Genomic DNA, 26,566 nt, shown 5'->3' on the forward strand with positions numbered 1-26,566 from the left:
GGAACATGAACTGGAGCAAATACATCATCAGCATTTTTCTACTTATACCCTCAGCTTGGACTCGAGACTCAAGGCTCAATGCAGCCATAGATGTAGCGGGCGAAAGCTATGCAAATGGAGAATACGAGCAGTCGATTCAAGATCACCTAGCGATTCAAGAGCAATTTCAGTTTCAGTCCCGTGAATTAGATTTCAATCTAGGACTGAGCTATCACTATGCAGAAAAGGATGAGGAAGCAGCTCCCTACTTCGACAAGGCATCCACTTCCAATGATAAAACCCTTTCTTCTTTCGCCTATAATCAAGGCGGTGTAATATTGGGAAACAAAAAAGAATACGAAACAGCATTGAGCAAATTCAGAACCGCTTTGATACAAGACCCTCTCAACGAAGTAGCAAGGCATAACTATGAGCTGCTCGCGAGATGGCTACAGCGTGAGGAAGAGCGAAAAAATGAAGAAGAAAACCAACCCGAACCCTCAGAATTTGCTAAAAGGAAGAAAGCAGAAGCTGATCGGTTAATTGAACAATTTCGCTTCAAAGATGCGTTACAAGTAATGACGGAAGCCATGCAACAAGATGAAACCGTCGCTGCTTACAATCAATTTATCACCAACCTCCAGGAAATCGTAGAAATCGATGAAAAATAAACTATCACTGCTCTTCTTTTTTATAGTCCTGACCTATAGCGCTACTGCTCAGACCGCTGGAGATTTCTTCAATCAGGCTGCTCGATCCTATGTCAAGACCGAGCGTGAAAACGCGCTCAAATCAGTCAATTCGGGTTTGAGTAAATTTCCTAATGATGCCAAGCTGCAAGCATTAAAAGAGAAACTGGAACAAGAACAGCAGGAAGAACAAAACAAGAATCAAGAGCAACAAAATCAACAGAATCAAGAGCAGGAGCAGCAGCAGCAAAACCAACAGAGCCAAGGCGAAGAAGGTGAACAGCAAGAGTCCAATGAGCAAGGAGAAAAAACAGAAGAAGACAAGGCCAAAGAATCAGAATCTGGAAACCCTACTGATCAAAGTGAGGATCCAGCCAGTGAAAACGCCAATGACCAGATGGATGCCAATCTAGCTGATCGCCAAAAATCGCTTGAGGAGTTTAAAGAAAAGCTCAAGGCCATGAACCTCACGCCGGAGCAAGCCGCTCAAATTTTGGAAAGCATGAATGCTGCGGAACTTCGCTACATCCAGCAAAATAAGAAAAAGCCTACTCAAAGACCCAAAAAAGGTCTTCCAGATTGGTAATATTTAAAAGAGGCTGTCTCAAAAGTGTAGATTGTCACATGGAGCACTTGAGAGATGAGAGTCTAGAAACCGAAATGTGGCCCAAAACGATGGAAATGGCCTTCGTACCGCCAAACTTTCGTTGGTCAAACGCTCTGGCTAACTCTAGAGCGATTTAAGAGACAGTCTCTTAATTAAAATAGTAATAGATTAAACCCAAATAATTATGATCAAAGAAGTATACATTGTTTCCGCAGTAAGAACCCCACTCGGTAGTTTTGGAGGTAAATTAGCTGGCTTGACAGCAATTGAGCTAGGAAGTACAGCCATCAAAGGAGCACTTCAAAAATCAGGCGTAAGTTCTGATGAGGTTCAGGAAGTTTTTATGGGAAATGTGATATCAGCAAATCTAGGACAAGCCCCAGCAAGACAAGCAGCAATCGGTGCCGGCATAGGCTACCAAGTGCCCTGCACCACTATTAATAAGGTCTGCGCTTCAGGCATGAAAGCGGTGATGTTTGGGGCTCAATCCATCATGCTCGGAATCAACGATGTCGTGGTTGCTGGAGGAATGGAAAGCATGTCAAATGTCCCATTTTATGTACCTAAAGCCCGCTTTGGTTACAAATATGGAAATGCTGAGCTAGTAGATGGTTTGGTAAAAGATGGTCTTTTCGAAGTGTATTATAAATTCCCAATGGGAAACTGCGCCGACAATACCGCAAGAGAAATGAATATCAGCCGTGAAGAGCAGGACACCTATGCTATCCAATCTTATCAGCGTTCGGCTGATGCTTGGGCCAAAGGCCATTTCAAAGATGAGGTGGTGCCTGTAGAGCTCAAGGGCAGAAAAGGTGAAACCATTATTATCGATGAAGACGAAGAATATAAAAATGTCATGTTTGACAAAATCCCTTCTCTTCGTCCTGTTTTCGAAAAAGATGGAACAGTGACTGCTGCCAACGCCTCCACTATGAATGATGGTGCTTCAGCTTTGGTTTTGGTAAGTAAAGAAAAAGCAGAAGAGCTGGGCTTAAAACCACTGGCAAAGATCAGAGGATTTGCAGATGCAGCGAAAGACCCACTTTGGTTTACCACTGCTCCAGCACTAGCTATTCCAAAAGCAATAAAACACGCAGGTTTGACGACAGAGGATATTGATTTTTATGAAATCAATGAAGCCTTCTCCGCAGTGGCCATTGCCAATCAAAAGGAACTCAATCTAGACCCCGAAAAGCTAAATGTCTATGGTGGAGCCGTTTCTCTCGGTCATCCTCTTGGAGCATCAGGAGCAAGAATCATTGCCACACTCAACTCCGTGCTCCATCAGGAATCTGGTAGTATAGGCGTAGCCGGAATCTGTAATGGTGGTGGCGGAGCATCTGCCATTGTGATTGAAAAAATGTAATCACGGCCTGATCCGCGACAAAGTTATTGTCGCGGATTTCTTTTATTTAAAAGGTTTGTGAATGATTTTCGAAAAAAAACCAAAATCACGGAAGTGGGTTTTAAATTATTAAGGAAGTAAAACCTCTACCATGGCTTCGAAGCGTGATTTTTAAAGAATTAATCTTAAAAAAGTGAGCAAATACCTTCTTTTTGTTAGTGCGCTTTTACTCAGCTTTCCATTGGCTGCTCAGGATACAATACGTACTTATTACGATGAGGAAAAGGAATTAATAAAAGAAATCTATGTCCGCATCAATGGTAAAGCTGAAGGCATGGTCAAGAGATACAGTGAAGATGGGCAACTGATCCAAGTAGGCCAACTCAAAAATGATCAAAGACACGGCTTGTTTGTCGACATAGACCCTGCAAATGGGGATACGCTAAGAATAGTTCCATTTATCGAAAACCAAAGAGAAGGCTTGAGCCGCAGCTTTTATCCTGGAGGACAAGTACAGCAGGAACTCAATTTTGTGTCCAATCTCATACAAGGAAAAGTAACTACTTATTTTCCAAATGGTAAAATAAAAGATCAAACTTTTTTCAAAAACGATAGACCTGATGGCTTGAGTCAATCTTTTTTTGAAAATGGACAGGTCAATCAAACGATTGAGTATCAAGAGGGAGAATACCATGGTCTTACAGAAATTTATAATGAGCAGGGCCAAAAAATACGCTCTGCCACTTATAAGAATGGAGAGATCGAAGGGAAAGAGCTAGAGTACTTTCCCGACGGAGGCATAAAGTCATCCGTAGTCTACACCAAAGGACTTTTAGATGGGGAATATATCTCCTACTATCCCAATGGACAAGTGGCACGGAAAGGCTATTTTAAGAAAGGCGAACCGGATGGGGATTTATTAGAATATTTTGAGGATGGCAGTGTAAAATCAAAAATCGCACACAAAAAGGGGATTCCGCAAAGTCCTCTTATCGTCTATTATGAAAACGGAAACATGTCTCTAAAGAGAGAATTTATTGACAAGACCGATCTCATTCTTAAAGAAACATTCTATCATCCCAACGGCAATTTATTTCAAATTCTGCCTTATACCGATGGACTCTTAGAAGGCGAGGTAAAAATGTACAGCGAAAAGGGAATTTTAGAAGAAGTACGAAATTACAAAATGGGCAGGTTAGATGGGCCAAGACAATTTTATGATGAGGAAGGTAAACTGACGAAGGAAGAAATTTACAAGGAAGGGAAGAAAATTGACAAATAATCTATCCGTCAAAAGCATTAAGGTCTAGCTTTTCCTATTTTTGCCAAAAATCACATCAAATGAATCAAGCCATCAAAGAAACCCACTTTAATTTTCCTGAGCAGATTGGATTTTACAAGGGAAAAGTTCGGGATGTTTACATCTTCGAAAAAGACTTGGTGGTCGTGGCATCAGATAGGATTTCAGCGTTTGATGTGGTTTTACCACGAGCCATACCTTTTAAAGGGCAGGTACTGAATCAAATCGCTGCCAAATTCCTACAAGCTACGGCAGATATCGTTCCCAACTGGGTGACAGGAGTTCCTGATCCCAATGTTACTATTGGTAAAAAATGTGAGCCTTTCAAAGTAGAAATGGTCATCCGAGGCTACCTTGCAGGTCATGCTGCCAGAGAATATGCTTCGGGCAAAAGGAGCATTTGTGGAGTCGAGATGCCGGAGGGACTTAATGAAAACGATGCATTTCCTAGTCCCATCATCACCCCCACTACCAAGGCTTCTGAAGGGCATGATGAGGATATTTCCAAAGAAGACATCCTTGCAAAAGGAATCGTAAGTAAGGAGGACTACGAAGTGCTGGAGCGATACACGAGAGCACTTTTTGAAAGGGGACAAAAAATGGCAGATGCTATGGGCTTAATCCTTGTAGATACCAAGTATGAATTTGGAAAATTTGAAGATCAAATTTATCTGATTGACGAAATTCACACCCCTGACTCCTCTAGGTATTTCTATGCCGATAGCTACGAGGAAAACCAAAAAAACAAAGTAGCTCAAAAACAGCTTTCTAAAGAGTTTGTAAGACAATGGCTCATCTCTAATGGATTTCAAGGTAAAGAAGGACAAGAAATCCCCGAAATGACGGACGAAATTGTAGAAAGCATTTCGGATCGTTATATTGAACTCTTTGAAAAAATCACCGGAGAAAAATTTCAAAAGGCAAATACAACTAATCTTGAAAGCCGGATAGAAAACGCCATTCTATCCCATCTTTCCTCATCCAAATAGATTATGAGCTTCGGTATGGCTAAGATTTCATTAAAAAGGACTTCTAACCATACAAGAGGACAAATGATCATCAAAAAGAAATTAAACGCATATGAAATACAGTATAGATAAAAAAGAACAATACGTCGTTTTTACTCCAATGGAGGAAAAACTAGATTCCATCCTTGCACCTGCTTTAAAGTCTGAACTTTTGACAGTCCATGCCGAGGGCTATGGCAATTTGGTATTGGATATGAGTCAGGTAAAATACGTGGATTCCTCCGGGCTAAGTGCATTGCTCGTGGGCGATCGTGAATTTGGTAAAAACGGGGGAATTTTCCTTATCTCTGGCATCCAAGATCATGTCATGAAGCTTTTGAAAATTTCTATGCTTGACAAAAAATTGAATATTGTCAAAGATCTTGAAGAGGCGGGTGAAGCCATTTTCATCCACGAAATTGAAAACGGAGAAGAGGAAGAAGATTGAAAAAAGATTTTGAGGTAACCATACTGGGAAACACCTCCTCTATTCCGGTTCACGGAAGAAATCATACAGCACAGGTGCTTCGTCATGGTCAATCACTCTTCTTGATTGATTGCGGAGAAGGTACGCAGCTTCAGTTGAGGAGATACCAAGTCAAAGCTTCAAAAATAAACCATATTTTCATCTCTCATTTGCATGGAGATCATTATTTAGGACTGATTGGCTTACTTTCCAGCTATGGATTAACTAAGCGAAACAGTCCTATTTTCTTATATGGACCTAGAGGCTTGGACGAAATCATCACCTCACATCTCAAATGGAGCAATACCAGGCTCTCCTACCCTTTACACTTTGTAGAGACTCAAGATGATCAGTTAAATCTCTTGATTGAGCTACCTAATTTGATGATATACAGTTTTCCGCTGAAGCACCGTATACCCACGACAGGCTTTCTATTCAGAGAAAAACCACTTCCAAGAAACCTGATTAAAGAAAAACTTCTCAAGGAAAAACTTCCTCTAGAAGCCATTCAATCCCTACGAAAAGGCATGGATCATATAGGGGCGGATGGCTCGTTTTATGCTGTCCGTGATTTTTGTCTTCCTAAAGAACCCGAACGCACCTACGCCTACTGCTCAGACACCATATATTTACCCGAAATAGCAGAGTACATCCGCGGAGCAGATTTACTTTATCATGAATCTACTTTTATGGAAAATGATAAGGAAAGAGCAAAAATGACCTTTCATACCACCGCCATGGAAGCCGGAGAAATCGCCAAACTTGCGAAGGTAAAAACGCTGATGCTCGGTCATTTCTCATCCAGATATCCCATATTGGACGGTTTGCTTGCAGAAGCGAAAACAGTTTTTAAAGACTCCATGTTGTCCGAGGAGGGAAAAACTTATCGTCTATGAGTAGCATCAAGCAAAGCCGAAAAACCAATTTATTCATGGTTTTGGGAGGAATATTTTTGACCAATGCGATCTTGGCCGAAATCATTGGTGTCAAAATTTTCTCAGCAGAAAAGACACTTGGGTTTGAACCGGTCAACTGGTTATTTTTTGATGAATACTTACTCGACTTCAACTTGACCGCAGGGGCTGTTATCTGGCCGGTAGTGTTCATTACCACTGACATTATTAATGAATATTTTGGAAAGAAAGGAGTCAGAAAAATCAGCTTTTTGACAGCAGGGCTTATTGCTTATGCCTTCCTTGTGATCAGCCTAGTCACTGTGCTGACACCTGCTGACTTCTGGTTAGATGTAAATGCAGAAGGACCCGGAGGCACCCCTTTTAATATCAGCTATGCCTTTAATACTATCTTCCGTCAGGGCTTGGGCATCATCATTGGCTCTTTGACTGCCTTTCTTCTTGGACAATTAATCGATGTATTTGTTTTTCAAAAACTTCGAGCTGTTACTGGTCCAAAAATGATTTGGCTCAGGGCTACAGGATCCACACTTGTGTCTCAATTCATTGATTCTTTTGTAGTCCTGGGAATAGCTTTTTACATTTTTGGAAACTGGAGCCTAGATCAAATCATTGCAGTCGGAATCATTAATTATATCTACAAATTTACAGTAGCCATAATCCTTACCCCTCTGCTATATGTAGGTCATGGCTTGATCGATCGATATCTCGGAAAAGAGCTTGCTGAAGAAATGATGCAGGAAGCTTCGTCCGACCGATCATTTTTATAAACCACGCTATCATGGACATAGCCGAATTAACCAAATATATTTTGCCAAACCTGTCTTTTTTTTCGAGAATATTCTACAAACCTTTTCGAAAGATTAGGAATTCAAAATATTAACCTCTACATTTGCACCGTCAATAAGACATAGAACATTTTTCTAAGCCGTGAAATCCTTACTGTCGCTTGTCGTGGGATATTGCAAAGGAGTACATGGCAAGAAAAGTAAGGAAACATCATGGATACAAACACAAAATTCTCAGACCTGGGGATTTCGAATGAAATCTTGCAGGCAGTGGAAGCGATGGGTTATACTCAGCCTTCCCCCATTCAATCACAAGCTATTCCTTTCGTACTAGAAGGTAGAGATGTCATCGGACAGGCTCAAACTGGTACAGGAAAAACAGCCGCTTTTGGTATTCCGATCATTCAACTCGTAGATCCGGATTTTAACAAACCACAGGCGATTATTCTTTGCCCTACTCGTGAACTTGCTGTTCAAGTAGAAGGCGAAATTCAAAAATTAGCCAAGTTTTATCGCAAAATCAATTCTGTAGCCATCTACGGAGGTGAATCTATCGACAAGCAGATTCGCGTCCTTAAAAAAGGTGTACAGATAGTTGTGGGTACTCCCGGACGTGTGCAAGATCACATCAACAGAGGTACACTTAAACTGGAAGATGCTGGTATCATCGTATTAGATGAGGCAGATGAAATGTTGGACATGGGCTTTAGAGACGACATCGAAGCCATTCTTCAAGAAATGCCGGAAGAAAGACAAACAGTATTTTTCTCCGCTACCATGGCCAAGCCTATTTTGGATTTGACCAGAAAGTACCAAAATGATCCTCATATCATTAAGGTAGCTAAAAAAGAGCTTACTGTCGAAAGAATCGAACAAGTCTTCTACGAAGTAAAACCTTCGCTTAAGATGGAGTTGATGGCTCGATTGATGACTGTCAATAATTACGCTCTATCTGTGGTATTTTGTAATACCAAGCGAATGACAGATGAAGTAACCGAAAACTTAGGTTCTAGAGGAATCCTAGCCGAAGCACTTCATGGAGATCTATCTCAAGCTCAGCGAGACAAAGTAATGGGCAAATTCCGAAAAGGACTTTGTACCGTATTGGTAGCAACGGATGTAGCAGCAAGAGGCATCGACGTAGACAATGTAGAAGCTGTATTTAATTTTGACCTTCCCCTGGATGAGGAGTACTACGTACACCGAATCGGAAGAACAGGCAGAGCTGGAAAATCAGGAACTGCTATCAATTTCGTAACCGGAAGAAGAGACGGCTTTAAGATTAAGGATTTGGAAAAATTCACTAAAGCCTCCATCAACAAAATGGATCCGCCTTCAGTATCCGAATTACTTGATCTGAAAAAAGCACAGTTAGTCAAAGACGTATATCGCCAAATTGGTAAGGAAGAAGACAATCAAATCTTTGAAGAGACGATTGGACAAATGCTTACTGAAGGATTATCTATCGAGCAAATTGCTCTTGGTCTTTTGAAAATGAATATGGGAGATGCTGTAAAAGAAATGCGAGAGCAGGATTTTGGCCTTCCAAGTTACCAAGACAGAAGAAGAGAAGGTGGTCGTGACGGTGGTCGCGAGCGAGGAAGCAGATTCGAAAGAGGTGGAAGCGACCGTTTTGGTAGATCAGAAGGTGGCAGAAGAGAGCGACGCGGAGACTCCCCTAGAGGTGAAGGAGGTAGAGATCGGGATCGCGGTGGAAGCAGACCTGAAAGAATCAGAGAAGCCAACATGGCTCGCTTGTTCTTAAACCTAGGCAAAAAAGACAGAATCAGACCCAATGATATCGTAGGAGCCATTGCCGGCGAGGCGGGCATTCCTGGAAGAAGTATTGGGGGAATCGATATTTATGACAATTTCTCCTTTGTAGATGTGCCTCAGAAAGATGCAGATCATGTGATTCGCACAATGAAACACAACACGATCAAAGGAAAAACCGTTAATATGGAAATTTCTAAAGGTTGATTAAAGGTTAATTTGGTTAAAAACACATTTCTTTCGGGAAATGTGTTTTTTTTTGTGTGTTCAAAAAACCCAAATTCATGTTGCTCTTTTTTCAAGAAAACTGCTCTCCTCCCACTATCACGCTTAGCCCAGATGAATCCAAGCATCTCATCAAAGTACTACGAAAACAAACAGGTGATGAGGTGATCGTGACGAACGGTGAGGGCAAGCTCTTTCATTGCCTCATCCAATCTCCCCTCCCCAAAGGCACAAGCCTTAAAGTGATAAAAGAGGAAGAAATACCTAAACTCCCTTTTGAGATCCATTTAGCTATTTGTCCTACCAAAAGCCCTGATAGAATGGAATGGTTGGTAGAAAAAATCACTGAAATAGGCTTTGATTACATCTACCTTATGAAAAGCGAAAACTCGGAAAGAAGCTTCCTGAAAGCGGATCGATTAGAAAAAAAGATCATTGCTGCTTGTAAGCAAAGCTTGCAGTTTTACAAGCCAGAAATAAAGAGCGACTGGACCTTTGAACAAATTGTCACTTCTCCTGACTTTGATGGATTTCAAAAATTCATTGCCTATGTGAATGAAAATCATCAAAACCACCTGCTAGACCTTGCTTTAAAAAATCGCAACTACTTGATTCTTATTGGTCCTGAGGGGGATTTTTCTCCAAATGAAATAGATTCTGCAATTTCCAAAGGTTTTGCACCAGTATCCTTAGGAAAGAACCGACTTCGGACTGAAACCGCAGGCCTTACTGCTGTACAAATGCTTCAGGTCGCAAATCGATAATTTGTGCATATTTAATCTAAAGACTTTATTTGAGGTGGATTTAAGCTGTCAATTTCCTATTTTAGAATAAATATTGGCTTCAATTCTGCAGTCTTATTCTTTTATCAATTCCATAATTTTAGAAGCTGTGCCGTACAAAGAACGAGAAATAGAAAAAAAATACTTTTCCATCGGTGAAGTGGCTACACAATTCAAAGTAGCTCCCTCACTTATTCGCTATTGGGAGGGTGAATTCGACATTATCCGACCCAAAAAAGATAAAAAAGGAAACAGACGCTACACTAAGGATGATATTCAGAAGATTCGATTTATTTTCCACTTGGTAAAAGAAAAAGGCTATACGCTAGATGGTGCCAGAGAAGTCATAGCACAAGGAAAAGACCAGGGCTTTGATAAAGTTCAAGCTGTACAGAAATTGCAGGAGATCAAGGATTTTCTAATCAATATCCGGGAAGAAATCAATGCAAAATCCGGATCATGAACATATCCGATATCACCTCGCACTGAGCTTAGCTCCAAAAGTTGGTCCAGGAGTATTCAGAGCTATTGTAGCTTATGCTGGATCCCCAAAGTCATTCTTTGAAATCCCGAAAGCCAAAGCTGCTAAAATCCCAAAAGTGGGAGCTAAACTTTTGGAGATCAGAAACTCATCTAACCAACTTTTACAGAAAGCAGACGAACTCATCGAACTCGCCGATAAGAAGGGCTTTCGGATCCTAATCCCATCAAATCCTGATTTCCCTGATCGACTCAAAACCCAAGAGGATCATCCAATTTGGCTTTTTTGCAAGGGAAACTCTAATCTGAATTTTGAACGCTCAGTGGGAATCGTAGGTACTCGAAGCGCCACTACTTACGGCAAAACCGCTACCAAAAAAATCATTGAAGATTTAGCCGTCTATCAGCCCGCTATTATTTCAGGCTTGGCTTATGGAATTGATATTGAGGCGCATCGAGCGGCACTTCTTGCTGGATTAGCTACTGTGGCAATCATGGGATCTCCGATTGATCAAATTTATCCTGCTGTACATCGAAAAACCGCCGAACAACTTCAAGAGACAGGAGCACTTATTAGTGAATATGCTCCAGGCGCGAAGATGATGCCTGGGAATTTCCCGGCACGCAATAGAATCATTGCCGGCCTTTCGGATGCCTTGATCGTGGTGGAAGCAGCGGCAAAAGGAGGGGCACTCATCACAGCTGAAATCGCCTACAGCTATGACAAAGATGTCTTTGCCGTACCCGGAAACCTCCAATCTACCTACTCCGAAGGTTGCAATCACTTGATCAAAAAAATGAAAGCCTCTATCTACACAGGACCAAATGATATTGCCGAGGCTTTATTTTGGAGTAAACCCGGTGAAGAGAAAATAGCCAAGCCTAAACTTGATTTCAGCACAAGAGAAGCCGACGAAAAGGCAATTTTAAGTCTTTTACAAGAAAAAGGAGAATCGGAAATTGATCAAATTTCCTACAGTACAGATATTCCTCTTGGCAAATTATCCTCTAAATTATTGACCTTGGAATTTGAAGGAATCGTCAAATCACTTCCTGGGAAAAAATTTAAATTACTAGTTTAATCCAATTTAACAACCTTATTTCTCCTTTAGCTTTCGGATCAACTTGGGGTAATACCAAAGATAAAACCCACTGAAACTCATAAAAATCAATCCCAATGCGCTCAAAGTTGAATAGGTAAGCTTTGCACCTTCATCGCCAGTGGTATAGAAATCCAAGATACTTCCGTCGTGTACTTTTTCTATCCAGTCAGAGTGTCGAGTCCCAACAGACAATACCGCACCAGAAAACCCATCGACTTGCACTTCGGTAAAATGAGTTTTAAAAGTCACTTTTGCTATTCCGTTGTCGGGACGGATATCTATTCTATCTACAGCCGAATCTTCACCCAACTTCTCCATTTCCTCTTCGGCGATTTGGATCATTTGGGTAGGTAAAATCCAATCACCAGTTGCATTTACACTGCGCTGTGTAGGTGGCAATAAGTCCGCCTTCTTTTTCCAGGCCAACAAAAGGGACGTGATACCAATAATAAAAAAAAATATTATCAGCGGTATCCCCAACCACCTGTGAAGATTACGGTACCAGCGGATAGCCTTGACTTTTTTTTGAACTTGTTTCGTACTCATCCTAATAAAAGACTGAATTGGAAAGTTTAATCGCCTCTCCTAGTTCCAACTTATTTAATCCCAATTCATGGCCTTCCTGCTCCAAAGCCTCGATCATTACTTCAGTAGCCATATTGCCTAGGAGTTCATCTTTGGCCATAGGACAGCCGCCGAATCCCATCAAAGCCCCATCAAAACGTCTACAGCCCCCCTTCAAGCCTGCTAACACTTTCTCTCTAATATCTTCCTTTCTGCTATGAAGATGCGCTCCAAATGTAATGTCAGGAAAAGAAGCAATCTGGACTTCAAATAGCTCAGTAATCAAGCTGGGAGTAGCTACGCCTATGGTGTCACTTAGGGATATGGTTTTGATCTCCAGCTCGTCTAATTTCTGGACAAACTCAGCTACCAATTCAGGAGAAAATGGGTCTCCATAGGGATTCCCAAAACCCATACTGAGGTAGACGGCCTGCTCCTTTCCTCTGGTTTGACAAAGATTTTGAATAGATTCCACTATTTCTAGCGCTTTGGAAATACTAGCATTGGTATTCCGCTGCTGAAAAGTCTCCGAAAGGGAAAGCGGGAAACCCAAATAATCAATTTCGGAAAATTGGACAGCGTCTTCTGCTCCACGTAAGTTAGCCACAATAGCCAATAGTTTGGATTTGGAATTATGCAAATCCAGCATTTCTAGTACCTCAGCCGTATCACGCATTTGCGGAATCGCTTTAGGACTGACAAAGCTCCCAAAATCAATCGTATGAAAACCTACTTCCAAAAGTTGATTGATATATGCCGCTTTGATGGCCGTATCAATGAAATCTGGAAGCCCTTGCATTGCATCCCTTGGACATTCGATCAATTGAATCATGCCCAAAATTAAGCAATAAAGCTTAGACCTCTCCGGATTTTGGATATGTGGTCTGAACAGGTTTTGGAATATAAAGACGGCTGTCGAATTAATTGAATCGAGTCGGAATTTTAATTTTAAAAGACACCGACATTCTATTGATTTTATATCTATCTATTTGAAAGCTAATGGAGCAGAATCAAAGAGAAATTTACTCTCAATATGAACTAAATCCCATTTAATTATTTAATATTTACTCTAGGGTAAGAATTAGCTTTTTTAAGGAATCCCTAAAATACCTCCTTAGCGATCTTATATGTTGCATCTGCCTTACTCATCGTATAAAAATGGATACTTGGCATTCCTGCATTTACCAATTCTTTACTTTGCTGGATCGCCCAAGCTATCCCCACTTCCTTTACCTCAGCATTGGTCTTACACTGTAGCAGCTCGTCGGTCAATGCGTCCGGCAAATCCAAAAAGAAAGTTCTCGGAAGCATGGTGATTTGCCCCAGGGTTGTGATGGGTTTCAAGCCTGGAATGATGGGCACATTGATTCCTGCCTCACGCACTTTTCTTTCAAATTCGAAGAACTTTTTATTATCAAAAAACATTTGGGTTACGATGTATTCAGCTCCCTTATCGACTTTCTCTTTGAGATAGTTGAGATCAAACTTTAAAGAAGGTGCTTCAAAGTGCTTCTCAGGATAGCCTGCCACACCTACACAAAAATCAGTATGAAAACTTGTCTCCGTTTCTTCATGTAGGTATTTCCCATTATTCATTCGGATGATTTGCTCCACCAATTCACTGGCAAAATGATGCCCGTCTTTTTCAGCCACAAATCTTCCTTCCGTTTTTGGAGCATCTCCCCTCAGCGCTAAGACATTATCCACGCCGATAAAATTGAGGTCAATGAGTGCATTTTCGGTTTCTTCTTTGGTAAAGCCTCCACACAGTAAGTGAGGCACAGCATCTACATGAAAACGGTTCATAATAGCCGCACAAATCCCCACCGTACCTGGTCGTTTTTTGGTACTTACTTTTTCAAGCAATCCATTGGGATGTTTTTTGTAAATGAATTCTTCCCGGTGATAAGTCACGTCTACAAATGGCGGCTTAAACTCCATCAAGGGTTCAATTCCTTCCAGTAATTCTTTAAGGCTTTGCCCTTTTAGTGGAGGTAAAATTTCAAATGAAAACAGCGTAGATTTCGCGTTTTTCAGGTGTTCGGTTATCTTCATACAGTTTGATTTGCTAATAAAGTAGAAGGCGTATAGGCCAAATTAGGAGAAAGTAAGCGCTCTGCTTGCTCCATAGAGATACCCTTGCGTTCTGCGTAACTCGCCACTTGGTCTTGGGCGATTTTGCCTAATCCAAAGTATTTGGAATCAGGATGCCCAAAATAGAAACCTGAAACCGAACTCGTAGGATACATCGCATAGCTCGAGGTGAGGGTGATACCGATCGAGTTTTCCAAATCCAGAATCCTGGCAATGGTTTCTTTTTCCGAATGCTCAGGACAAGCTGGATAGCCAGGGGCAGGGCGAATCCCCAAATAACTCTCTTTAATCAAGGAGTCGTTGTCTAAATCCTCATGCATAGCATATCCCCAATAGTCTTTTCTCACGAGTTCATGGACGTATTCGGCCGCAGCTTCTGCCAATCGATCTGCTAGTGCCTTAAACAAAATATCATTATAATCATCTCCAGCGGATTGAAATTCAGCAAGTTTAGTCTCCATACCCAAACCTGCTGTCACAGCAAAACAGCCCATGTAGTCAATTTTATCAGGGTGAAGGTAATCCGCCAAAGATCGGTTGGGAACGCCTTTTCCTTTTTTGCCCTGCTGACGCAAAAAGTGGAATTGTCCGATTACCTTCTCAGGATTTTCCGCTTTCAAAATCAAAGCATCATCCGCTTTTCGTTGTACTGGGAAAAGTGAGAATACAGCTTTTGCACTCAGCCATTGCTCTGAAATGAGCTGATCTAGCATGGCTTGAGCGTCTGCAAAAAGCTTTTTCGCTTCATTACCTACGACAGGGTCTTCTAGGATTTTCGGATAGCGGCCACTGAGCATCCAGGTACTGAAAAATGGAGTCCAATCGATGTATTTCCGCAAAATATTCAGATCCAACTCTTCAAGGATGGTATTTCCCAACACCTTAGGTTTTATTGGCTCATAATGCCCCCAAGCAATCTCCACAGGATTGGCTTTCGCTTCTTCATAGCGCACCAATTGTTTGACGGCCTGCTTCGCTTCATGCTCCTCTCGAAGCTGCTGATAGGTTTCTTTAATTCTAAGATGGTAAGCATCTCTTGTTTCCTCAGAGATAGACTCTCCGGCAATAGGGACTGACTTACTGGCATCTGTCACATGGATCACCGTACCAGAGTAAACGGGATCAATTTTCACTGCCGTATGGATTCGAGAGGTGGTAGCCCCACCGATCAAAAGCGGAATCTTCAATCCCTGTCGCTCCATTTCCGAAGCGACCGTAACCATCTCATCAAGAGAAGGAGTAATCAATCCACTCAACCCGATAATATCCACCTTGTTTTTGACTGCCTCATCGATAATTTTTTGAGCATCTACCATCACACCCAAGTCGATGATTTGATAGCTATTACATGCCAATACCACCCCGACAATGTTTTTTCCGATGTCATGGACGTCACCTTTAACGGTAGCCAATAGGATTTTTTTCAATGATGAGGCTTCCTGCCCTTCTTCCGGTAAAGGCATAAAGGGTTCCAGATAGGCCACCGCCTTTTTCATCACTCTAGCAGATTTCACCACCTGTGGGAGAAACATTTTACCTTCACCAAATAGGTCTCCCACCACATTCATACCATCCATCAGCGGGCCTTCTATTACCTTCAAAGGCTCACTCAATGCTAACCTTGCCTCCTCAATATCCTCTACAATAAAATCCAAAATCCCTTTGACAAGGGCATGCTCTATTCGTTTGGAAACAGGGTCCGATCTCCAGGCCTCATTGACTACCTCTTTTTTATCGGAGGCCTTAACTGTCTCAGCAAAATCCAATAAGCGCTCTGTCGCATCTTCTCTCCTGTCGAAAAGTACATCCTCCACCCTCTCAAGCAAGTCCTTGGGGATATCATCGTAGATTTCGAGCATGGTCGGATTGACTATACCCAAATCCATTCCGTGATGTATCGCATGATAAAGAAAAGCAGCATGCATGGCCTCTCTTACGGGATTATTGCCTCGGAAGGAAAAAGAAACATTACTTACTCCTCCACTTACTTTGGCTCCAGGTAAGTTTTCTTTAATCCATTTAGTGGCTAAGAAAAAATCAAGTGCATTTTTCTTATGCTCCTCCATCCCTGTAGCCACGGGAAATATATTTGGGTCAAAAATGATATCCTGGGAATTAAATTTGACCTGATCTACCAGAATTCTATAACTCCTTTCACAGATTTCGATTCTTCGCTCATAGGAATCTGCTTGTCCATCTTCATCAAAAGCCATCACGACGACAGCAGCACCAAATTTCTTGATGGTCTTGGCCTGCTGTATAAACTCCTCCTCACCGTTTTTCAGAGAAATAGAATTGACAATTCCTTTGCCCTGCACACATTTCAATCCCGCTAAAATGATACTCCACTTGGAGCTGTCAATCATGATAGGGATTCGGCTGATTTCAGGTTCGGATGCAATCAGATTCAGAAACTTGATCATAGCAGCTTCACCATCCAGCATCCCTTCATCCATACAAACATCCAGAATCTGAGCACCACCTCTTACCTGATCCAATGCCACCTCCAGAGCTTCATCATACTGCTCGTTTAAAATAAGTCTGGCAAACTTTTTCGATCCAGTGACATTGGTACGCTCGCCAATATTGACAAAATTGATAGTTGGGCTAAAGACCAAAGGCTCTAATCCAGATAGCTTCATGTAGTTTGTCTTAGACATCCGTTCCCTCCTCTTCTTTGATTTCTTCAATTTTTCTAGGCTGATATTCTTCTACAAGTTGGGCCATAGCACGGATATGATCTGGTGTAGTGCCGCAGCAGCCACCCAAAATATTCAGCATCCCTTCTTTCAAAAAATCCCTCACTTGATCTGCCATTTCATTGGCTCCTTGGTCATAGGCACCAAACTCATTGGGAAGACCAGCATTGGGATAGGCCGACACATAAAAAGGAGCATTTTGTGCCAAAACTTTGAGATAAGGGCGCAGTTCTTTGGCGCCCAAGGCACAATTTAAACCAACCGAAAGCAGTGGCACATGGGAAACTGAAATCAAAAATGCCTCAGTCGTTTGTCCGGAAAGTGTCCTTCCAGAAGCATCCGTAATCGTACCGGAAATCATAATCGGAATCCCTCCCTCCTGTGGATCAAGCGGAATGTTTCGCTCTTCATAAACTTCCTGAATAGCAAATAAGGCAGCTTTTGCATTAAGTGTATCGAAAATAGTCTCTACTAAGAGTATATCTACGCCTCCATCGAGAAGCCCTCTCACTTGCTCTGCATAGGCTTCCGCAAGTTGATCAAAATTGATGGCTCTATAGCCGGGATCATTGACATCAGGTGAAATAGAAGCGGTACGGTTGGTAGGTCCCATTGCTCCTGCCACAAATCGCGGTTTGGCTGGGTCTTTGGCCGTAAACTCATCGGCAGCTTCTTTGGCGATTTTAGCGGATTGGTAATTAATCTGATACGCCAGATGGGACAACTCATAATCGGCCTGAGCGATAGAAGTCCCTGAAAAAGTATTGGTCTCAATAATATCCGCTCCTGCCTCTAGGTATTCTTTATGAATTGCCTTGATGATCTCAGGATGGCTCAAGGAAAGCAAATCATTATTTCCCTTCAGTGATTTGGGGTGATCCTTTAGTGCGGGAGTTCGAAAATCGTCCTCCGTCAAAGTATATCGCTGAATCATCGTCCCCATAGCACCATCTAGGATCAAAATCTTTTCCTTAAGTGCTTTGAGTAGAATTTCCGTCTTGTTTTGCATTATTAGTCAATTACTGTTAAAAAGCTTATCGAGCAAAACACGGAGAAAAATACAAATGTAATCTTTTCCGCTCATCTTCTTCCGGCGAATCCGGAATGGGAATTAGCACCTTGGTTACAGGTTGCTAAGACGTCGTAGGGCCCTTCCCTCAGTCTTTCTCGATAAGCTGTTCAAAGGTAATAGCTATCCTTTAATAAAACAGTGGTTCTGTTGAAAAATTGACAAGCCAGTTTATTTGTTTTTGATATTCCCCAAAAAATAAACCTTTTCCCAAGAGAATCACTCATCAAGGACGTACTCCTACTCCAAACATCAAATAAGGGGCGGTCATATAATTAGACATATTAAAATCCGCTAAACGGTAATTGGCCAAGGCAATCTCATACCCTGCCGAGGCAGTAAACACTAGTTCAAAAAACTTTCTCCTTGTCACCGGAATACCATACTCTACCATGATTTCAGGCTTTGCCATCAATCCTGAGTTATGTAAATAACCATCAAATTTCCGCTGCTCAAATAATTCAGGAAAATCGGGTTTATTTTTTTGAAGTGAACTGTATCGCAGGTTTCCAAATCCAAAACCGGCCAAAGCCCCGACTCCGAAATTCCTAAATTGCAAAAATTTATGTCCCGCAAGCGCATAAATCCTTAAACTATTCAAGGAATGAGATCTAGCAGGGCTCGCCGAGCCATCCATCGCTAAATTATACACATCAGCACCGTACAAAAAGCCACTGTTTTCCACTAATATTCTCAATCCTAGATTGGAAGGTCTGCCTGTAAATGGCTCAAATCCAGCTTCTACCAGCTCCTCGTTGAAAGCATTGGGCTGGGTAAAATGTATCCCCGAGAGCAATTGAAAACTAACTGAGGCATCTTTGTAAAAGAAATTTCTATCTGGCAGCGTCACTCCCGCTCCCACTCTGATGAAGGCCCCACTTTGGGTATTATCAAAGGACATGGAATTCATCTCCCACTTCCCCTCAAATGGACTGAAAGAATATCCCATTTTAGCCAAGACAAAAAGCTCCTCTTTTCTGCCCAAAATATTAAAATCGTAGCTTAATTGAAATCCGATCTCGGTCAAAAATCCACCATAGTTTACACTTCCTTTGTGAATGTCCATTTTACGCAGGACCAAACCCCTAGCAGGATCTGAAAGAAAATCATCCAACCTATCGGGTCTACCTGTAGGCAACATTTGGAAATTCAAAAAGCCCAAGCCCATAGACATGTAATGAATCAGCTGAAACCTTCCCTCCTCGGTAAAAGAATACCCTACATTCACCAAAATTCTTGAGGTACGATATCCCATTTTATAATCGTCTAGCTCGCTCTGCGCACTTCTATTTTGGAAAAGTTCAACTCCAAGAGCAAAATCATTGATTCGGGTCTGATAGCCAAGCCCGATTGTCCGGTAGCGCTGACGAAGACCGCTGAGCCCACGATCTTCCAGCATGTTGTCAAACTGATTGAGTTTAGCACCACTTATCCCTAAAGTGGAATAAAAACTGGATCGCTTAGACAACAACTGCTGACCTTTTAAGGAAATGGCGATTCCGAAAAAGAAAATAAAGAAATTGATTCTAAGAAAAAATGACATGAACTTGAATAGGTTGATGCATAGGTGTTGAGTGTGAATTTACCTTCTCGGCAAAATTAATGCTAAACCCGATTCTAAATCAATTTTTAGGAAGAAGATGCTTGGTCAATTTCTCATATAGAAGTTCGGGAGAAAAAGGCTTGGGGATATAATCATCAAAGCCTATTTCTTCAAGTTCTTCTTTGACCTCATTGAAGGAGGTGGCTGTCATCGCCAAAATCGGCATGCTTGCTTTTTTAGGATTAGAATGGGCACGCATTATTCTTGCGGCAGCAAATCCATCCATGACAGGCATCTGTAAATCGATCAAGGCTAAATTGAAATCTTCTTTTTCGAAAAGATCCAAAGCTTCCTTACCGTCAGAAGCAAACACTACCTTTCCAGTATTCCATTTTTTCAAGAATTTCTTGAGCAGAATTTGATTCACTGAATTATCCTCTGCCACCAAAACTGAAATTTGCTGTAAGGATTTGGAGTGAGTTTGGTTTTTAGAAATCGATTCTTGAGAGGGCCCATCCACGACCGACAGGTCTATTTCGAACTCAAAAATACTTCCTCCGTCAGGATTAGGTCTGTAATGAATTTCTCCTCCGTGAAGATTTATCAGTCGCTTGACAATCGCAAGGCCCAGTCCTGTACCACCATACTTGCGAGTAGTGGACGAGCTCGCCTGGGTGAAAGCCTCAAAAATACGCTGAACTTGCTCAGGAGCAATACCTATACCGGTATCCTCAAACCTGAAAAGAATCGTAGATGTTCCATTTCTCCTTTTCAACTCTTTCAAGGTGACTTTTACCAAACCTCTTTCGGTAAATTTAATGGCATTGGATACTAAATTATTCACAATTTGTCCCAAGCGGATAGAATCCCCCAAAATCATTTCCGGAATAGACTCATCAAATTCAGTGAGAATTTTAATTGGCTTTTCATGCGCCTGAAAACTATGGGAATGAAGGATTCTTTGAATAAGATTTCTTAAATCAAAAGGAACCGACTCCAATTCTATTTTACCCGATTCTATTTTATTAAAATCTAAAATATCATTGATTAAAGCCATGAGGCTTTCAGCTGAAAATTGCAAGGTTTCTAAATTTTCCAGCTGATCAGGTCTAGGGTTTTCTTCCATTAGGAAGTGCGCCAAACCGATTACCGCATTCATTGGAGTACGGATTTCATGACTCATCACAGACAGAAACTGTGATTTGGCCTGAGAAGCCATCTCAGCCATTTCCTTGGCCTGCAATAGATCCTTCTGAGCCTCCTTTAGTTTAGAAATATCTCTTGCGATGCCTGTATAATATCGAGAGTTGTTACTCTTATCCAGAATCATTTTCCCATTGGAATTGAAAATTCTGTAGGAACCGTCCAAATGCCTCAACCTAAATTCTAAAAACTGATTTTCGGCCAGAAAATCATTCGATTCGCTAAGCATCTCTTGAAATACATCCAAGTCATCTGTATTCAAAAATTCAAAAATACTTTTGCCCAAAACTTCCTCTGCCTCATAGCCCAAAAACTGGCTGATATTAGGAGATACATAATCCAACATAAAAGTCTCGGAAAGCGAAAAAATTATTTCTGTCGATTCCTCTACGAGAGTTCGATACTTTTCCTCAGATCTTTTTAGGTTTTCTTTCGCCTCGTGTTCTGCGGTGATATCCCTGACAATAGTCAAGGCATAGGCCACTTTTCCTTCTTCTAAAATCGGTCGCATCAATCGATGATACCAGCGGTTTTTGAATCTAAATTCCGTCTCGACAATTTCTTGATCAAAATAGACGCGGTCTAGGAGCTTCCCGATTTTCTCTGGATCAGTGAGGACTATTTCCGAGACGCGCTTTCCCTCAAAATCCTCTGGACCCAACTCCCAATAGTCAAAATTAGTACCCTCTGCGAGTATATATCTTCTATTGGCATCTAATAGGAAAATATTGGTCCCCGGTATGTTAGAAGCTAGCACACGGTATTGCTTATCCTTCTCGGCTTTGAAAACCTCGAAATTCTTTCTTTCCGAAATATCCTGAAAAAGTCCCTCATGCATGATTATTTCTCCTGAATCATTTCTCACATCTGAGGTTTTGTCTTCTACCCATACATAATGGCCTGCCTTGTGCTTGATTCTGTATTGTCCTGAAAAGGATAGGATTCCTGTACTGCTTTTTGATTTTTCCTTTTTGAAATTGATTTCAACCACATCCTCAGGATGCACTAGGTCCATAAAACCCACCTCATTTTCCATCAACTCCCTTGATGTATAACCAAAGCGATTGATATTCTCGGAGATATAGTGAATCCTATAGTCATCATTAGGGTCTACCCGAAAGAGTATCGCTGGACTATTCTCTACAATCTTTCTTGCTCGCATCGCTATTTGTTGACTTTCATAGCGCTCTACTAAACTCCTCAATATAAAGGAATAGCCAATCTTAGATTCTTCCTCTGCATGTATTGCTTGTATGGACAATTCGAAAGGCTGATTTTGGATATCTCTGTAAGTCATCGAGACTTCCTCTCGCCAAGAATCTCCGACTTCTAGCTTTTTAGTGATGAGCTTTAAAGGCTGTTCCTTTTCTGTCTTTACAGAAAGCAGATTTTCTATCGATCCCTGATAATAAGTAGAGGCCTCTTTTTCAGCAAATTGTTCTGCTGCTTCATTCAGGTAAATCACCTTTAAATTCAAATCTGTCACAATGATCGGGTCATCCACTTGAGCCAATATCTGCGACTGAAGTCTAAGATGCTCCTCAGCGGCCAATTTGTGAGTGATATCTGTACAAAATCCATTGACCTCCAACTCTGTGGTGAAATAGTCCTCCTTGACCTCTATATCATAGCTTAAATAGTTCAGCTTGCCTTCTGAGGTTCTCACAGAGAACTCTCCGGAGACTTGTGTCTTATTTTTGATTGCTTGCTTTAAGTGCTTGACAAACTTTGCCCGGTCAGGACGTTCTATTTTGTAGATCAAAGAAGAAAATTCTGCGGTAACAGGTTGATCTCCCATTTCAAAAAGACTTGCTAAACCACCAGAAATATAAAATAAATTCTTACTGGCATTGAACCTCCAAGAGCCTGATTTAGAAAGCCTTTCAGTAGTGGCCAAAAGATTTTCATTCCGTTCAAGCTGACGCGTAATCGATCTTCCCAAATAGGCTCCAGCCAAAATATCTCCCAGCTGCCGGAAGATCTGAAGTTCTTTTTCCACAAACTGCAATTGTGAGGTTTCTATTTCAAAGTATACTAGCCCATGCATACGGGAACCTGAAATCATCGGAATCAGTAAATGCTGAAACCTTTCCTGCTCGTTTTCAGATTGAATGAGCTTTACGATCCCCGCTTCCAATCGGTTTTTTCTGGAGGCAATCATTTCCGACAAAAATGAAGGCAGTATGGTTTTGGAGCCATCTTGAGTCCAAGTATTTAAAACATCCAAGCCATCACTATCGCGATTGATCACCAAAATAAAAGCCCTCTCCGCTTTCATAAAATTTCCAAACAGCTTCAACGTATATTGAAAATCCTGTTCGATATCCGCCAATTGACCATTGATCAAGCGAGAGGATATCTGATTGATCAGGTTTTCAATCTCGAATCGCTTCTGCAGCGAGCGGTCTGTCTCGACAAACTCAGTGATATCCCTGCTACTGAAAAGTATTCCGTTGATTTCAGGATGATCTATGAGGTTTTTGGCATAACTCTCCAGGTAAATCTCTTGCCCATTTAATCGCCTAATCCAAAAATCAATCGCTACCTCCTTTTCAGGAGGAGAAGCCAAGATTTCCTCAAAAGAACCTTTCACTATCTCGATAAGGCCCTCTTTCTCAAAATCACGAAAGCTTTTACCCAAAATAGCCTCTACAGGAAATCCCAATTTGACACTTACCGATTCCGAGATAAACTTATAGTGTCCCTTTTGATCGAGAATTGCGATTAGGTCATAACTATTGTTGAGAATACTTTGAATGTAGTTTAACTCTTCTTTATCCTGAAACACATCGCTAGTGAGAATATGTGCTGCCGGATTGGTTCCATAGTATTTCACACGGCTTCCCTTCACAATCAAAAAACGAGAAGTGTAAGAAGAAGGTAGCTTGGTGAAGCCCCACTCAAATCGTATCTTTTTTCCTTCCTTTGAGTGAATAGTTTTATAGTAGTTCCTACTTGGAACCGAACCGCCTTGAAAATAAGCCTCGATTTCTTTGATCAACTCCTCATTGCCAAACCATTCTTTCCAGTTTTCTGAATCAATCTGAAAATTTTCTCTGGCAAAGGAATTCCAGAAAATAATCTCCTCAGAATCCATTAAAAAGAGGGGTTCTTTGATCTCATTAAAAAAATCAGAGATGTCAAAATGCTGTAAACTACTCATACCGAAAAATAAAAATTTATTCGATACTTTGAGGTATTTTAGATCACTGATTAAAAACTTTTTCTAAAATAAATCTCGGACAGCTAAGTCCGAGATTAAATTACCCCACAGATAAATGGATTTTAGAAAACACCTAGCGCACTCCTTCCAATTATTATTCAAGTAAATACAACCTTCAATCAGGCAATTCGTGAAAAATTACTCAAACTATTCAATAAATAAGATGATAATTACAACCACCAACAATTTAGAAGGTCACAAGATCGAATCTTATCTAGGCATCGTTTCGGGAGAAACAATTATTGGAGCCAATGTTTTCAAAGATTTCTTTGCAAGCATCACAGATATCGTAGGGGGACGCTCTTCCTCTTATGAGCGGGTACTCCGCGAGGCAAAAGCCACTGCAATGTCTGAGATGGAAATGCAGGCTCGTGCATTTGGTGCCAATGCTATTGTAGGGATTGATCTTGATTATGAGACGATCCGCGATGGAATGCTCATGGTAACTGCCAGTGGTACAGCTGTCAAAGTAAATAAACTCTAAAAATCAGCCCTGTTCACGCAGGGCTTTTTTGATTTCCTTTAGGACAGTATCAGCTGCTGCTTTTTTACAGAAATATTGATTGACGATGACCACAGGAGCAGATTTACACATATCCATACACTTAGTCTCTATGAGTTTACAGTTTCCTTTAAGCTCCCCTGATTTCAGTTCGGCTTTCAATTCTTTTTTAAGAGACTTTGCTCCTGCCCCTCTACAGTCGGAGCCGTTACAGAGAAAAATCAATTGCCGTTTATGTCCCATGGATTTGTAATTTTTGGTATCTGACTAAAGTCCAGAAACCCACTGCATCATTACAGCACTTAAATAGGCTCCATAAGTTCCCACGGCATAGCCCAAGACTGCCAAAAGCACTCCAACTGGAGCTAGCGAGGCATCAAAAGCCGATGCTACAATCGGGGCAGATGCTGCACCACCGACATTTGCTTGAGAACCTACAGCCACATAGAAAAAAGGTGCCTTGATCATCCAAGCTACAAGAAGCATAATGATGATGTGAAAAACCATCCATAAAATGCCGATCAAGAAAAGAATAGGATTGTCTAGAATAGCCCCCAGATCCATTTGCATTCCTATAGTAGCGACCAAAACATAAAGAAATACTGAGCCAAATCTTGAGGCACCAGCTCCTTCAAGATTACGAGCCCGAGTGAAAGAAAGTCCAAGTCCAAGAGTGGTAGCTACCACTACGATCCAGAAGAAAGTCGAATTTAAAGAATACGGATCTAGCTCAGGATAATTTGCTCCTATGTAAGGAGCTACAGTATCCGCGATCAAATGAGAAATGGCTGTCACGCCAAAGCCTATCCCTAATATCTTCATAGTATCTGCCAAAGTAGGAATCTTCATGATTCCCGCTCTGAAGCTTTCTATCTTATCTCTAAGTTCGTAAATCGCACTACTATCCGCTTTAAATAGTCTGTCAATTTTTTCTGGATTCCCCGCCCAATACAAAAGAAAAGCCATCCATAAATTTGCCACCAGGACATCTACCGCGATCATTTGGGCAAAAAGAGAAGGACTAGCCCCAAATACTTCCAACATGGCTGTCTGATTGGCCCCTCCTCCTATCCAAGAGCCTGCAATGGTAGCCAAGCCTCTCCAGATTTCTTCAGGACCATTACCTCCCAAAAGCTCAGGCTGAAAGAGCCCCACCGTCAGCAAAGCCAAAGGACCACCCAGCATAATGCCCAGCGTACCTGCCAAAAACATGGTCAAGGCCTTGGGGCCAAGTTTTAAAATACCTTTGAAGTCAATACTAAGTGTAAACAAAACTAATGAGGCGGGCAAAAGGTAGCGACTCGCAACAAAGTACAGATTTGAGGTCTCTCCTGATATGAGCCCCAGAGAATTAAACACCGCAGGAATAAAATAGCAGAGCAATACAGTAGGAACTACTCGATAAAACTTCTGAAAAAAGATGTTTTTACTTGCAGCAGTCGCAAAAACAAGAGCAACAGTTGCTATCAAAATACCAAAAACTACAGCATCATTGGTAAACAATGGGTTGGCTTCTTCCATGATCTCTATTTTTAATTGACCTTGCAACAATACCAAAAAAAGCCCAAATGAAAGCTTTATTGTGACTGAAGGATTTCTAAGAATTCGGATAAAATCATAGCTGTAGCCCCCCAGACCATTTCTTTTTGGATTTCAAAGTAAGGCGTATCCAATTCTAAACCTTGGTTGACAATCAACTTTTTTCTCATCAAGATGCCTTTATCGAATAAGGAAAGAAGTGGGGTAGGAAGAATCTGCTGTACTTCTCTGGCTTCAGGGACAAAATCAGGAATCTCTTCAGAAAAGGCGATTACAGGCTTCACCAAAAAATTACTCGCAGGAATATAAAGGTCTGTCAGGCTACCTAATACTGTGACTTTTTGAGGATTGATTGCAACCTCCTCTTCCGCTTCTCTAAGTGCAGTGTAAATCAAATCAGCATCCGTAGGATCCATTTTTCCTCCAGGAAGTGCTATCTGACCTCCGTGGACTCCAGGGTAATTGGGCCGCTTGATCAAAGGAAAAAAAGCCTGATTTCCTTCCGGATAAATCATGAGTAAAACTGCACCTTTCCGATGAGATTTTGGAGTTATAAGGTCAAATCTCCTCTCATCCACAGGCTGAGGGGACATTTTCAATTGGGCATTTTTCCCAGGAAGAGGTTTGCTTATCCTCTCTTTGATTCGATGAATCGCCTCATCAAAATTCATA

The 26,566-nt window shown here is 41.4% G+C and carries 23 protein-coding genes and 1 riboswitch; of the genes, 13 read left to right on the forward strand and 10 right to left on the reverse strand.

Annotated elements, in window-relative coordinates; translation table 11 throughout:
- Positions 1–5: 5 nt before the first annotated feature.
- The 12 genes from BLQ57_RS09750 to dprA all read left to right on the forward strand — a co-directional run bounded on the left by BLQ57_RS09750 (position 6) and on the right by dprA (position 11,437).
- Positions 6–650, forward strand: coding sequence for a hypothetical protein (locus tag BLQ57_RS09750; protein WP_087939070.1), 645 nt, complete (start codon positions 6–8; stop codon positions 648–650).
- The gene (locus BLQ57_RS21135; protein ID WP_169712727.1) at positions 640–1,254 is read left to right on the forward strand and encodes a hypothetical protein; all 615 of its coding nucleotides are present in this window, start codon (positions 640–642) and stop codon (positions 1,252–1,254) included. Before BLQ57_RS09750 ends, BLQ57_RS21135 begins: the two co-directional genes overlap by 11 nt.
- A 208-nt stretch (positions 1,255–1,462) precedes the next feature.
- Positions 1,463–2,641 carry an acetyl-CoA C-acyltransferase gene (locus BLQ57_RS09760; protein ID WP_087939119.1) on the forward strand — a complete coding sequence of 393 codons (1,179 nt, stop codon included), beginning with the start codon at positions 1,463–1,465 and terminating at the stop codon, positions 2,639–2,641.
- A 172-nt stretch (positions 2,642–2,813) separates the two neighbouring features.
- Positions 2,814–3,902 (forward strand): toxin-antitoxin system YwqK family antitoxin, encoded by a 1,089-nt coding sequence (locus BLQ57_RS09765; RefSeq protein ID WP_087939068.1) that lies wholly within the window; start codon positions 2,814–2,816, stop codon positions 3,900–3,902.
- Between the two features lie 59 nt (positions 3,903–3,961).
- Positions 3,962–4,909: a phosphoribosylaminoimidazolesuccinocarboxamide synthase gene (locus tag BLQ57_RS09770; protein WP_087939067.1), complete on the forward strand. Its 948-nt coding sequence runs from the start codon at positions 3,962–3,964 to the stop codon at positions 4,907–4,909.
- Positions 4,910–5,000: 91 nt separating this feature from the next.
- Positions 5,001–5,375, forward strand: a complete 375-nt coding sequence (locus BLQ57_RS09775) for an STAS domain-containing protein (protein WP_087939066.1) — start codon at positions 5,001–5,003, stop codon at positions 5,373–5,375.
- Positions 5,372–6,289, forward strand: a complete 918-nt coding sequence (locus BLQ57_RS09780; protein ID WP_087939065.1) for a ribonuclease Z — start codon at positions 5,372–5,374, stop codon at positions 6,287–6,289. The genes BLQ57_RS09775 and BLQ57_RS09780 overlap by 4 nt, the downstream gene beginning before the upstream one ends.
- Positions 6,286–7,077 carry a queuosine precursor transporter gene (locus tag BLQ57_RS09785; RefSeq protein ID WP_087939064.1) on the forward strand — a complete coding sequence of 264 codons (792 nt, stop codon included), beginning with the start codon at positions 6,286–6,288 and terminating at the stop codon, positions 7,075–7,077. Before BLQ57_RS09780 ends, BLQ57_RS09785 begins: the two co-directional genes overlap by 4 nt.
- A gap of 231 nt (positions 7,078–7,308) precedes the next feature.
- Positions 7,309–9,075, forward strand: coding sequence for a DEAD/DEAH box helicase (locus tag BLQ57_RS09790; RefSeq protein WP_087939063.1), 1,767 nt, complete (start codon positions 7,309–7,311; stop codon positions 9,073–9,075).
- A gap of 77 nt (positions 9,076–9,152) precedes the next feature.
- On the forward strand, positions 9,153–9,857 hold the full coding sequence (locus tag BLQ57_RS09795; protein ID WP_087939062.1) for an RsmE family RNA methyltransferase: 705 nt from the start codon (positions 9,153–9,155) through the stop codon (positions 9,855–9,857).
- A 127-nt stretch (positions 9,858–9,984) separates the two neighbouring features.
- Complete coding sequence (locus tag BLQ57_RS09800) at positions 9,985–10,338, forward strand: MerR family transcriptional regulator (protein WP_087939118.1); 354 nt, start codon at positions 9,985–9,987, stop codon at positions 10,336–10,338.
- Positions 10,319–11,437: a DNA-processing protein DprA gene (gene dprA / locus BLQ57_RS09805; protein WP_087939061.1), complete on the forward strand. Its 1,119-nt coding sequence runs from the start codon at positions 10,319–10,321 to the stop codon at positions 11,435–11,437. Before BLQ57_RS09800 ends, dprA begins: the two co-directional genes overlap by 20 nt.
- A gap of 15 nt (positions 11,438–11,452) precedes the next feature.
- On the opposite strand, the gene BLQ57_RS09810 is transcribed toward dprA, so the two are convergent.
- From BLQ57_RS09810 to BLQ57_RS09840, 7 genes are all read right to left on the reverse strand, one after another.
- The gene (locus BLQ57_RS09810) at positions 11,453–12,004 is read right to left on the reverse strand and encodes a PepSY domain-containing protein (RefSeq protein WP_087939060.1); all 552 of its coding nucleotides are present in this window, start codon (positions 12,002–12,004) and stop codon (positions 11,453–11,455) included.
- Position 12,005: 1 nt separating this feature from the next.
- Positions 12,006–12,854: a hydroxymethylglutaryl-CoA lyase gene (locus tag BLQ57_RS09815; protein WP_087939059.1), complete on the reverse strand. Its 849-nt coding sequence runs from the start codon at positions 12,852–12,854 to the stop codon at positions 12,006–12,008.
- A 269-nt stretch (positions 12,855–13,123) separates the two neighbouring features.
- Positions 13,124–14,077, reverse strand: a complete 954-nt coding sequence (gene metF, locus BLQ57_RS09820) for a methylenetetrahydrofolate reductase [NAD(P)H] (RefSeq protein ID WP_087939058.1) — start codon at positions 14,075–14,077, stop codon at positions 13,124–13,126.
- Positions 14,074–16,758, reverse strand: a complete 2,685-nt coding sequence (gene metH / locus BLQ57_RS09825; protein WP_394331263.1) for a methionine synthase — start codon at positions 16,756–16,758, stop codon at positions 14,074–14,076. The genes metF and metH overlap by 4 nt, the downstream gene beginning before the upstream one ends.
- Positions 16,759–16,768: 10 nt before the next feature.
- Complete coding sequence (locus tag BLQ57_RS09830; protein WP_087939056.1) at positions 16,769–17,824, reverse strand: homocysteine S-methyltransferase family protein; 1,056 nt, start codon at positions 17,822–17,824, stop codon at positions 16,769–16,771.
- Between the two features lie 68 nt (positions 17,825–17,892).
- Positions 17,893–17,992, reverse strand: a riboswitch (SAM riboswitch).
- A gap of 118 nt (positions 17,993–18,110) precedes the next feature.
- A complete protein-coding gene (locus BLQ57_RS09835) occupies positions 18,111–19,427 on the reverse strand; it encodes a hypothetical protein (protein WP_240507782.1) in 1,317 nt (438 codons plus the stop codon).
- A gap of 79 nt (positions 19,428–19,506) precedes the next feature.
- On the reverse strand, positions 19,507–23,793 hold the full coding sequence (locus BLQ57_RS09840; protein ID WP_087939055.1) for a PAS domain S-box protein: 4,287 nt from the start codon (positions 23,791–23,793) through the stop codon (positions 19,507–19,509).
- Between the two features lie 223 nt (positions 23,794–24,016).
- Between BLQ57_RS09840 and BLQ57_RS09845 the strand changes: the two genes are divergently transcribed.
- Complete coding sequence (locus BLQ57_RS09845; RefSeq protein WP_087939054.1) at positions 24,017–24,337, forward strand: YbjQ family protein; 321 nt, start codon at positions 24,017–24,019, stop codon at positions 24,335–24,337.
- A gap of 3 nt (positions 24,338–24,340) precedes the next feature.
- On the opposite strand, the gene BLQ57_RS09850 is transcribed toward BLQ57_RS09845, so the two are convergent.
- Genes BLQ57_RS09850 through BLQ57_RS09860 form a run of 3 tightly spaced genes read right to left on the reverse strand, consistent with a single transcriptional unit; the run spans position 24,341 to position 26,565 of the window.
- Entirely contained in the window at positions 24,341–24,598 is a 258-nt protein-coding gene (locus tag BLQ57_RS09850) for a (2Fe-2S) ferredoxin domain-containing protein (protein ID WP_087939053.1), read from the reverse strand.
- A 24-nt stretch (positions 24,599–24,622) separates the two neighbouring features.
- Positions 24,623–25,876 carry a DUF819 family protein gene (locus tag BLQ57_RS09855; RefSeq protein WP_087939052.1) on the reverse strand — a complete coding sequence of 418 codons (1,254 nt, stop codon included), beginning with the start codon at positions 25,874–25,876 and terminating at the stop codon, positions 24,623–24,625.
- A gap of 56 nt (positions 25,877–25,932) precedes the next feature.
- Positions 25,933–26,565, reverse strand: a complete 633-nt coding sequence (locus BLQ57_RS09860; protein ID WP_087939051.1) for an NUDIX hydrolase — start codon at positions 26,563–26,565, stop codon at positions 25,933–25,935.
- Between the last annotated feature and the right edge of the window lies 1 nt (position 26,566).

It is taken from the genome of Algoriphagus faecimaris (assembly GCF_900101705.1).
Taxonomy (GTDB): domain Bacteria; phylum Bacteroidota; class Bacteroidia; order Cytophagales; family Cyclobacteriaceae; genus Algoriphagus; species Algoriphagus faecimaris.

Bases quoted from the DNA above. Each gene is read 5' to 3' on its own strand.
- BLQ57_RS09750 (WP_087939070.1), top strand. From the start codon at position 6: ATGAACTGGAGCAAATACATCATCAGCATTTTTCTACTTATACCCTCA.
- BLQ57_RS21135 (WP_169712727.1), top strand. From the start codon at position 640: ATGAAAAATAAACTATCACTGCTCTTCTTTTTTATAGTCCTGACCTAT.
- BLQ57_RS09770 (WP_087939067.1), top strand. From the start codon at position 3,962: ATGAATCAAGCCATCAAAGAAACCCACTTTAATTTTCCTGAGCAGATT.
- BLQ57_RS09775 (WP_087939066.1), top strand. From the start codon at position 5,001: ATGAAATACAGTATAGATAAAAAAGAACAATACGTCGTTTTTACTCCA.
- BLQ57_RS09785 (WP_087939064.1), top strand. From the start codon at position 6,286: ATGAGTAGCATCAAGCAAAGCCGAAAAACCAATTTATTCATGGTTTTG.
- BLQ57_RS09790 (WP_087939063.1), top strand. From the start codon at position 7,309: ATGGATACAAACACAAAATTCTCAGACCTGGGGATTTCGAATGAAATC.
- BLQ57_RS09795 (WP_087939062.1), top strand. From the start codon at position 9,153: ATGTTGCTCTTTTTTCAAGAAAACTGCTCTCCTCCCACTATCACGCTT.
- dprA (WP_087939061.1), top strand. From the start codon at position 10,319: ATGCAAAATCCGGATCATGAACATATCCGATATCACCTCGCACTGAGC.
- BLQ57_RS09810 (WP_087939060.1), bottom strand. From the start codon at position 12,004: ATGAGTACGAAACAAGTTCAAAAAAAAGTCAAGGCTATCCGCTGGTAC.
- BLQ57_RS09815 (WP_087939059.1), bottom strand. From the start codon at position 12,854: ATGATTCAATTGATCGAATGTCCAAGGGATGCAATGCAAGGGCTTCCA.
- metF (WP_087939058.1), bottom strand. From the start codon at position 14,077: ATGAAGATAACCGAACACCTGAAAAACGCGAAATCTACGCTGTTTTCA.
- metH (WP_394331263.1), bottom strand. From the start codon at position 16,758: ATGAAGCTATCTGGATTAGAGCCTTTGGTCTTTAGCCCAACTATCAAT.
- BLQ57_RS09830 (WP_087939056.1), bottom strand. From the start codon at position 17,824: ATGCAAAACAAGACGGAAATTCTACTCAAAGCACTTAAGGAAAAGATT.
- BLQ57_RS09835 (WP_240507782.1), bottom strand. From the start codon at position 19,427: ATGTCATTTTTTCTTAGAATCAATTTCTTTATTTTCTTTTTCGGAATC.
- BLQ57_RS09840 (WP_087939055.1), bottom strand. From the start codon at position 23,793: ATGAGTAGTTTACAGCATTTTGACATCTCTGATTTTTTTAATGAGATC.
- BLQ57_RS09845 (WP_087939054.1), top strand. From the start codon at position 24,017: ATGATAATTACAACCACCAACAATTTAGAAGGTCACAAGATCGAATCT.
- BLQ57_RS09850 (WP_087939053.1), bottom strand. From the start codon at position 24,598: ATGGGACATAAACGGCAATTGATTTTTCTCTGTAACGGCTCCGACTGT.
- BLQ57_RS09855 (WP_087939052.1), bottom strand. From the start codon at position 25,876: ATGGAAGAAGCCAACCCATTGTTTACCAATGATGCTGTAGTTTTTGGT.
- BLQ57_RS09860 (WP_087939051.1), bottom strand. From the start codon at position 26,565: ATGAATTTTGATGAGGCGATTCATCGAATCAAAGAGAGGATAAGCAAA.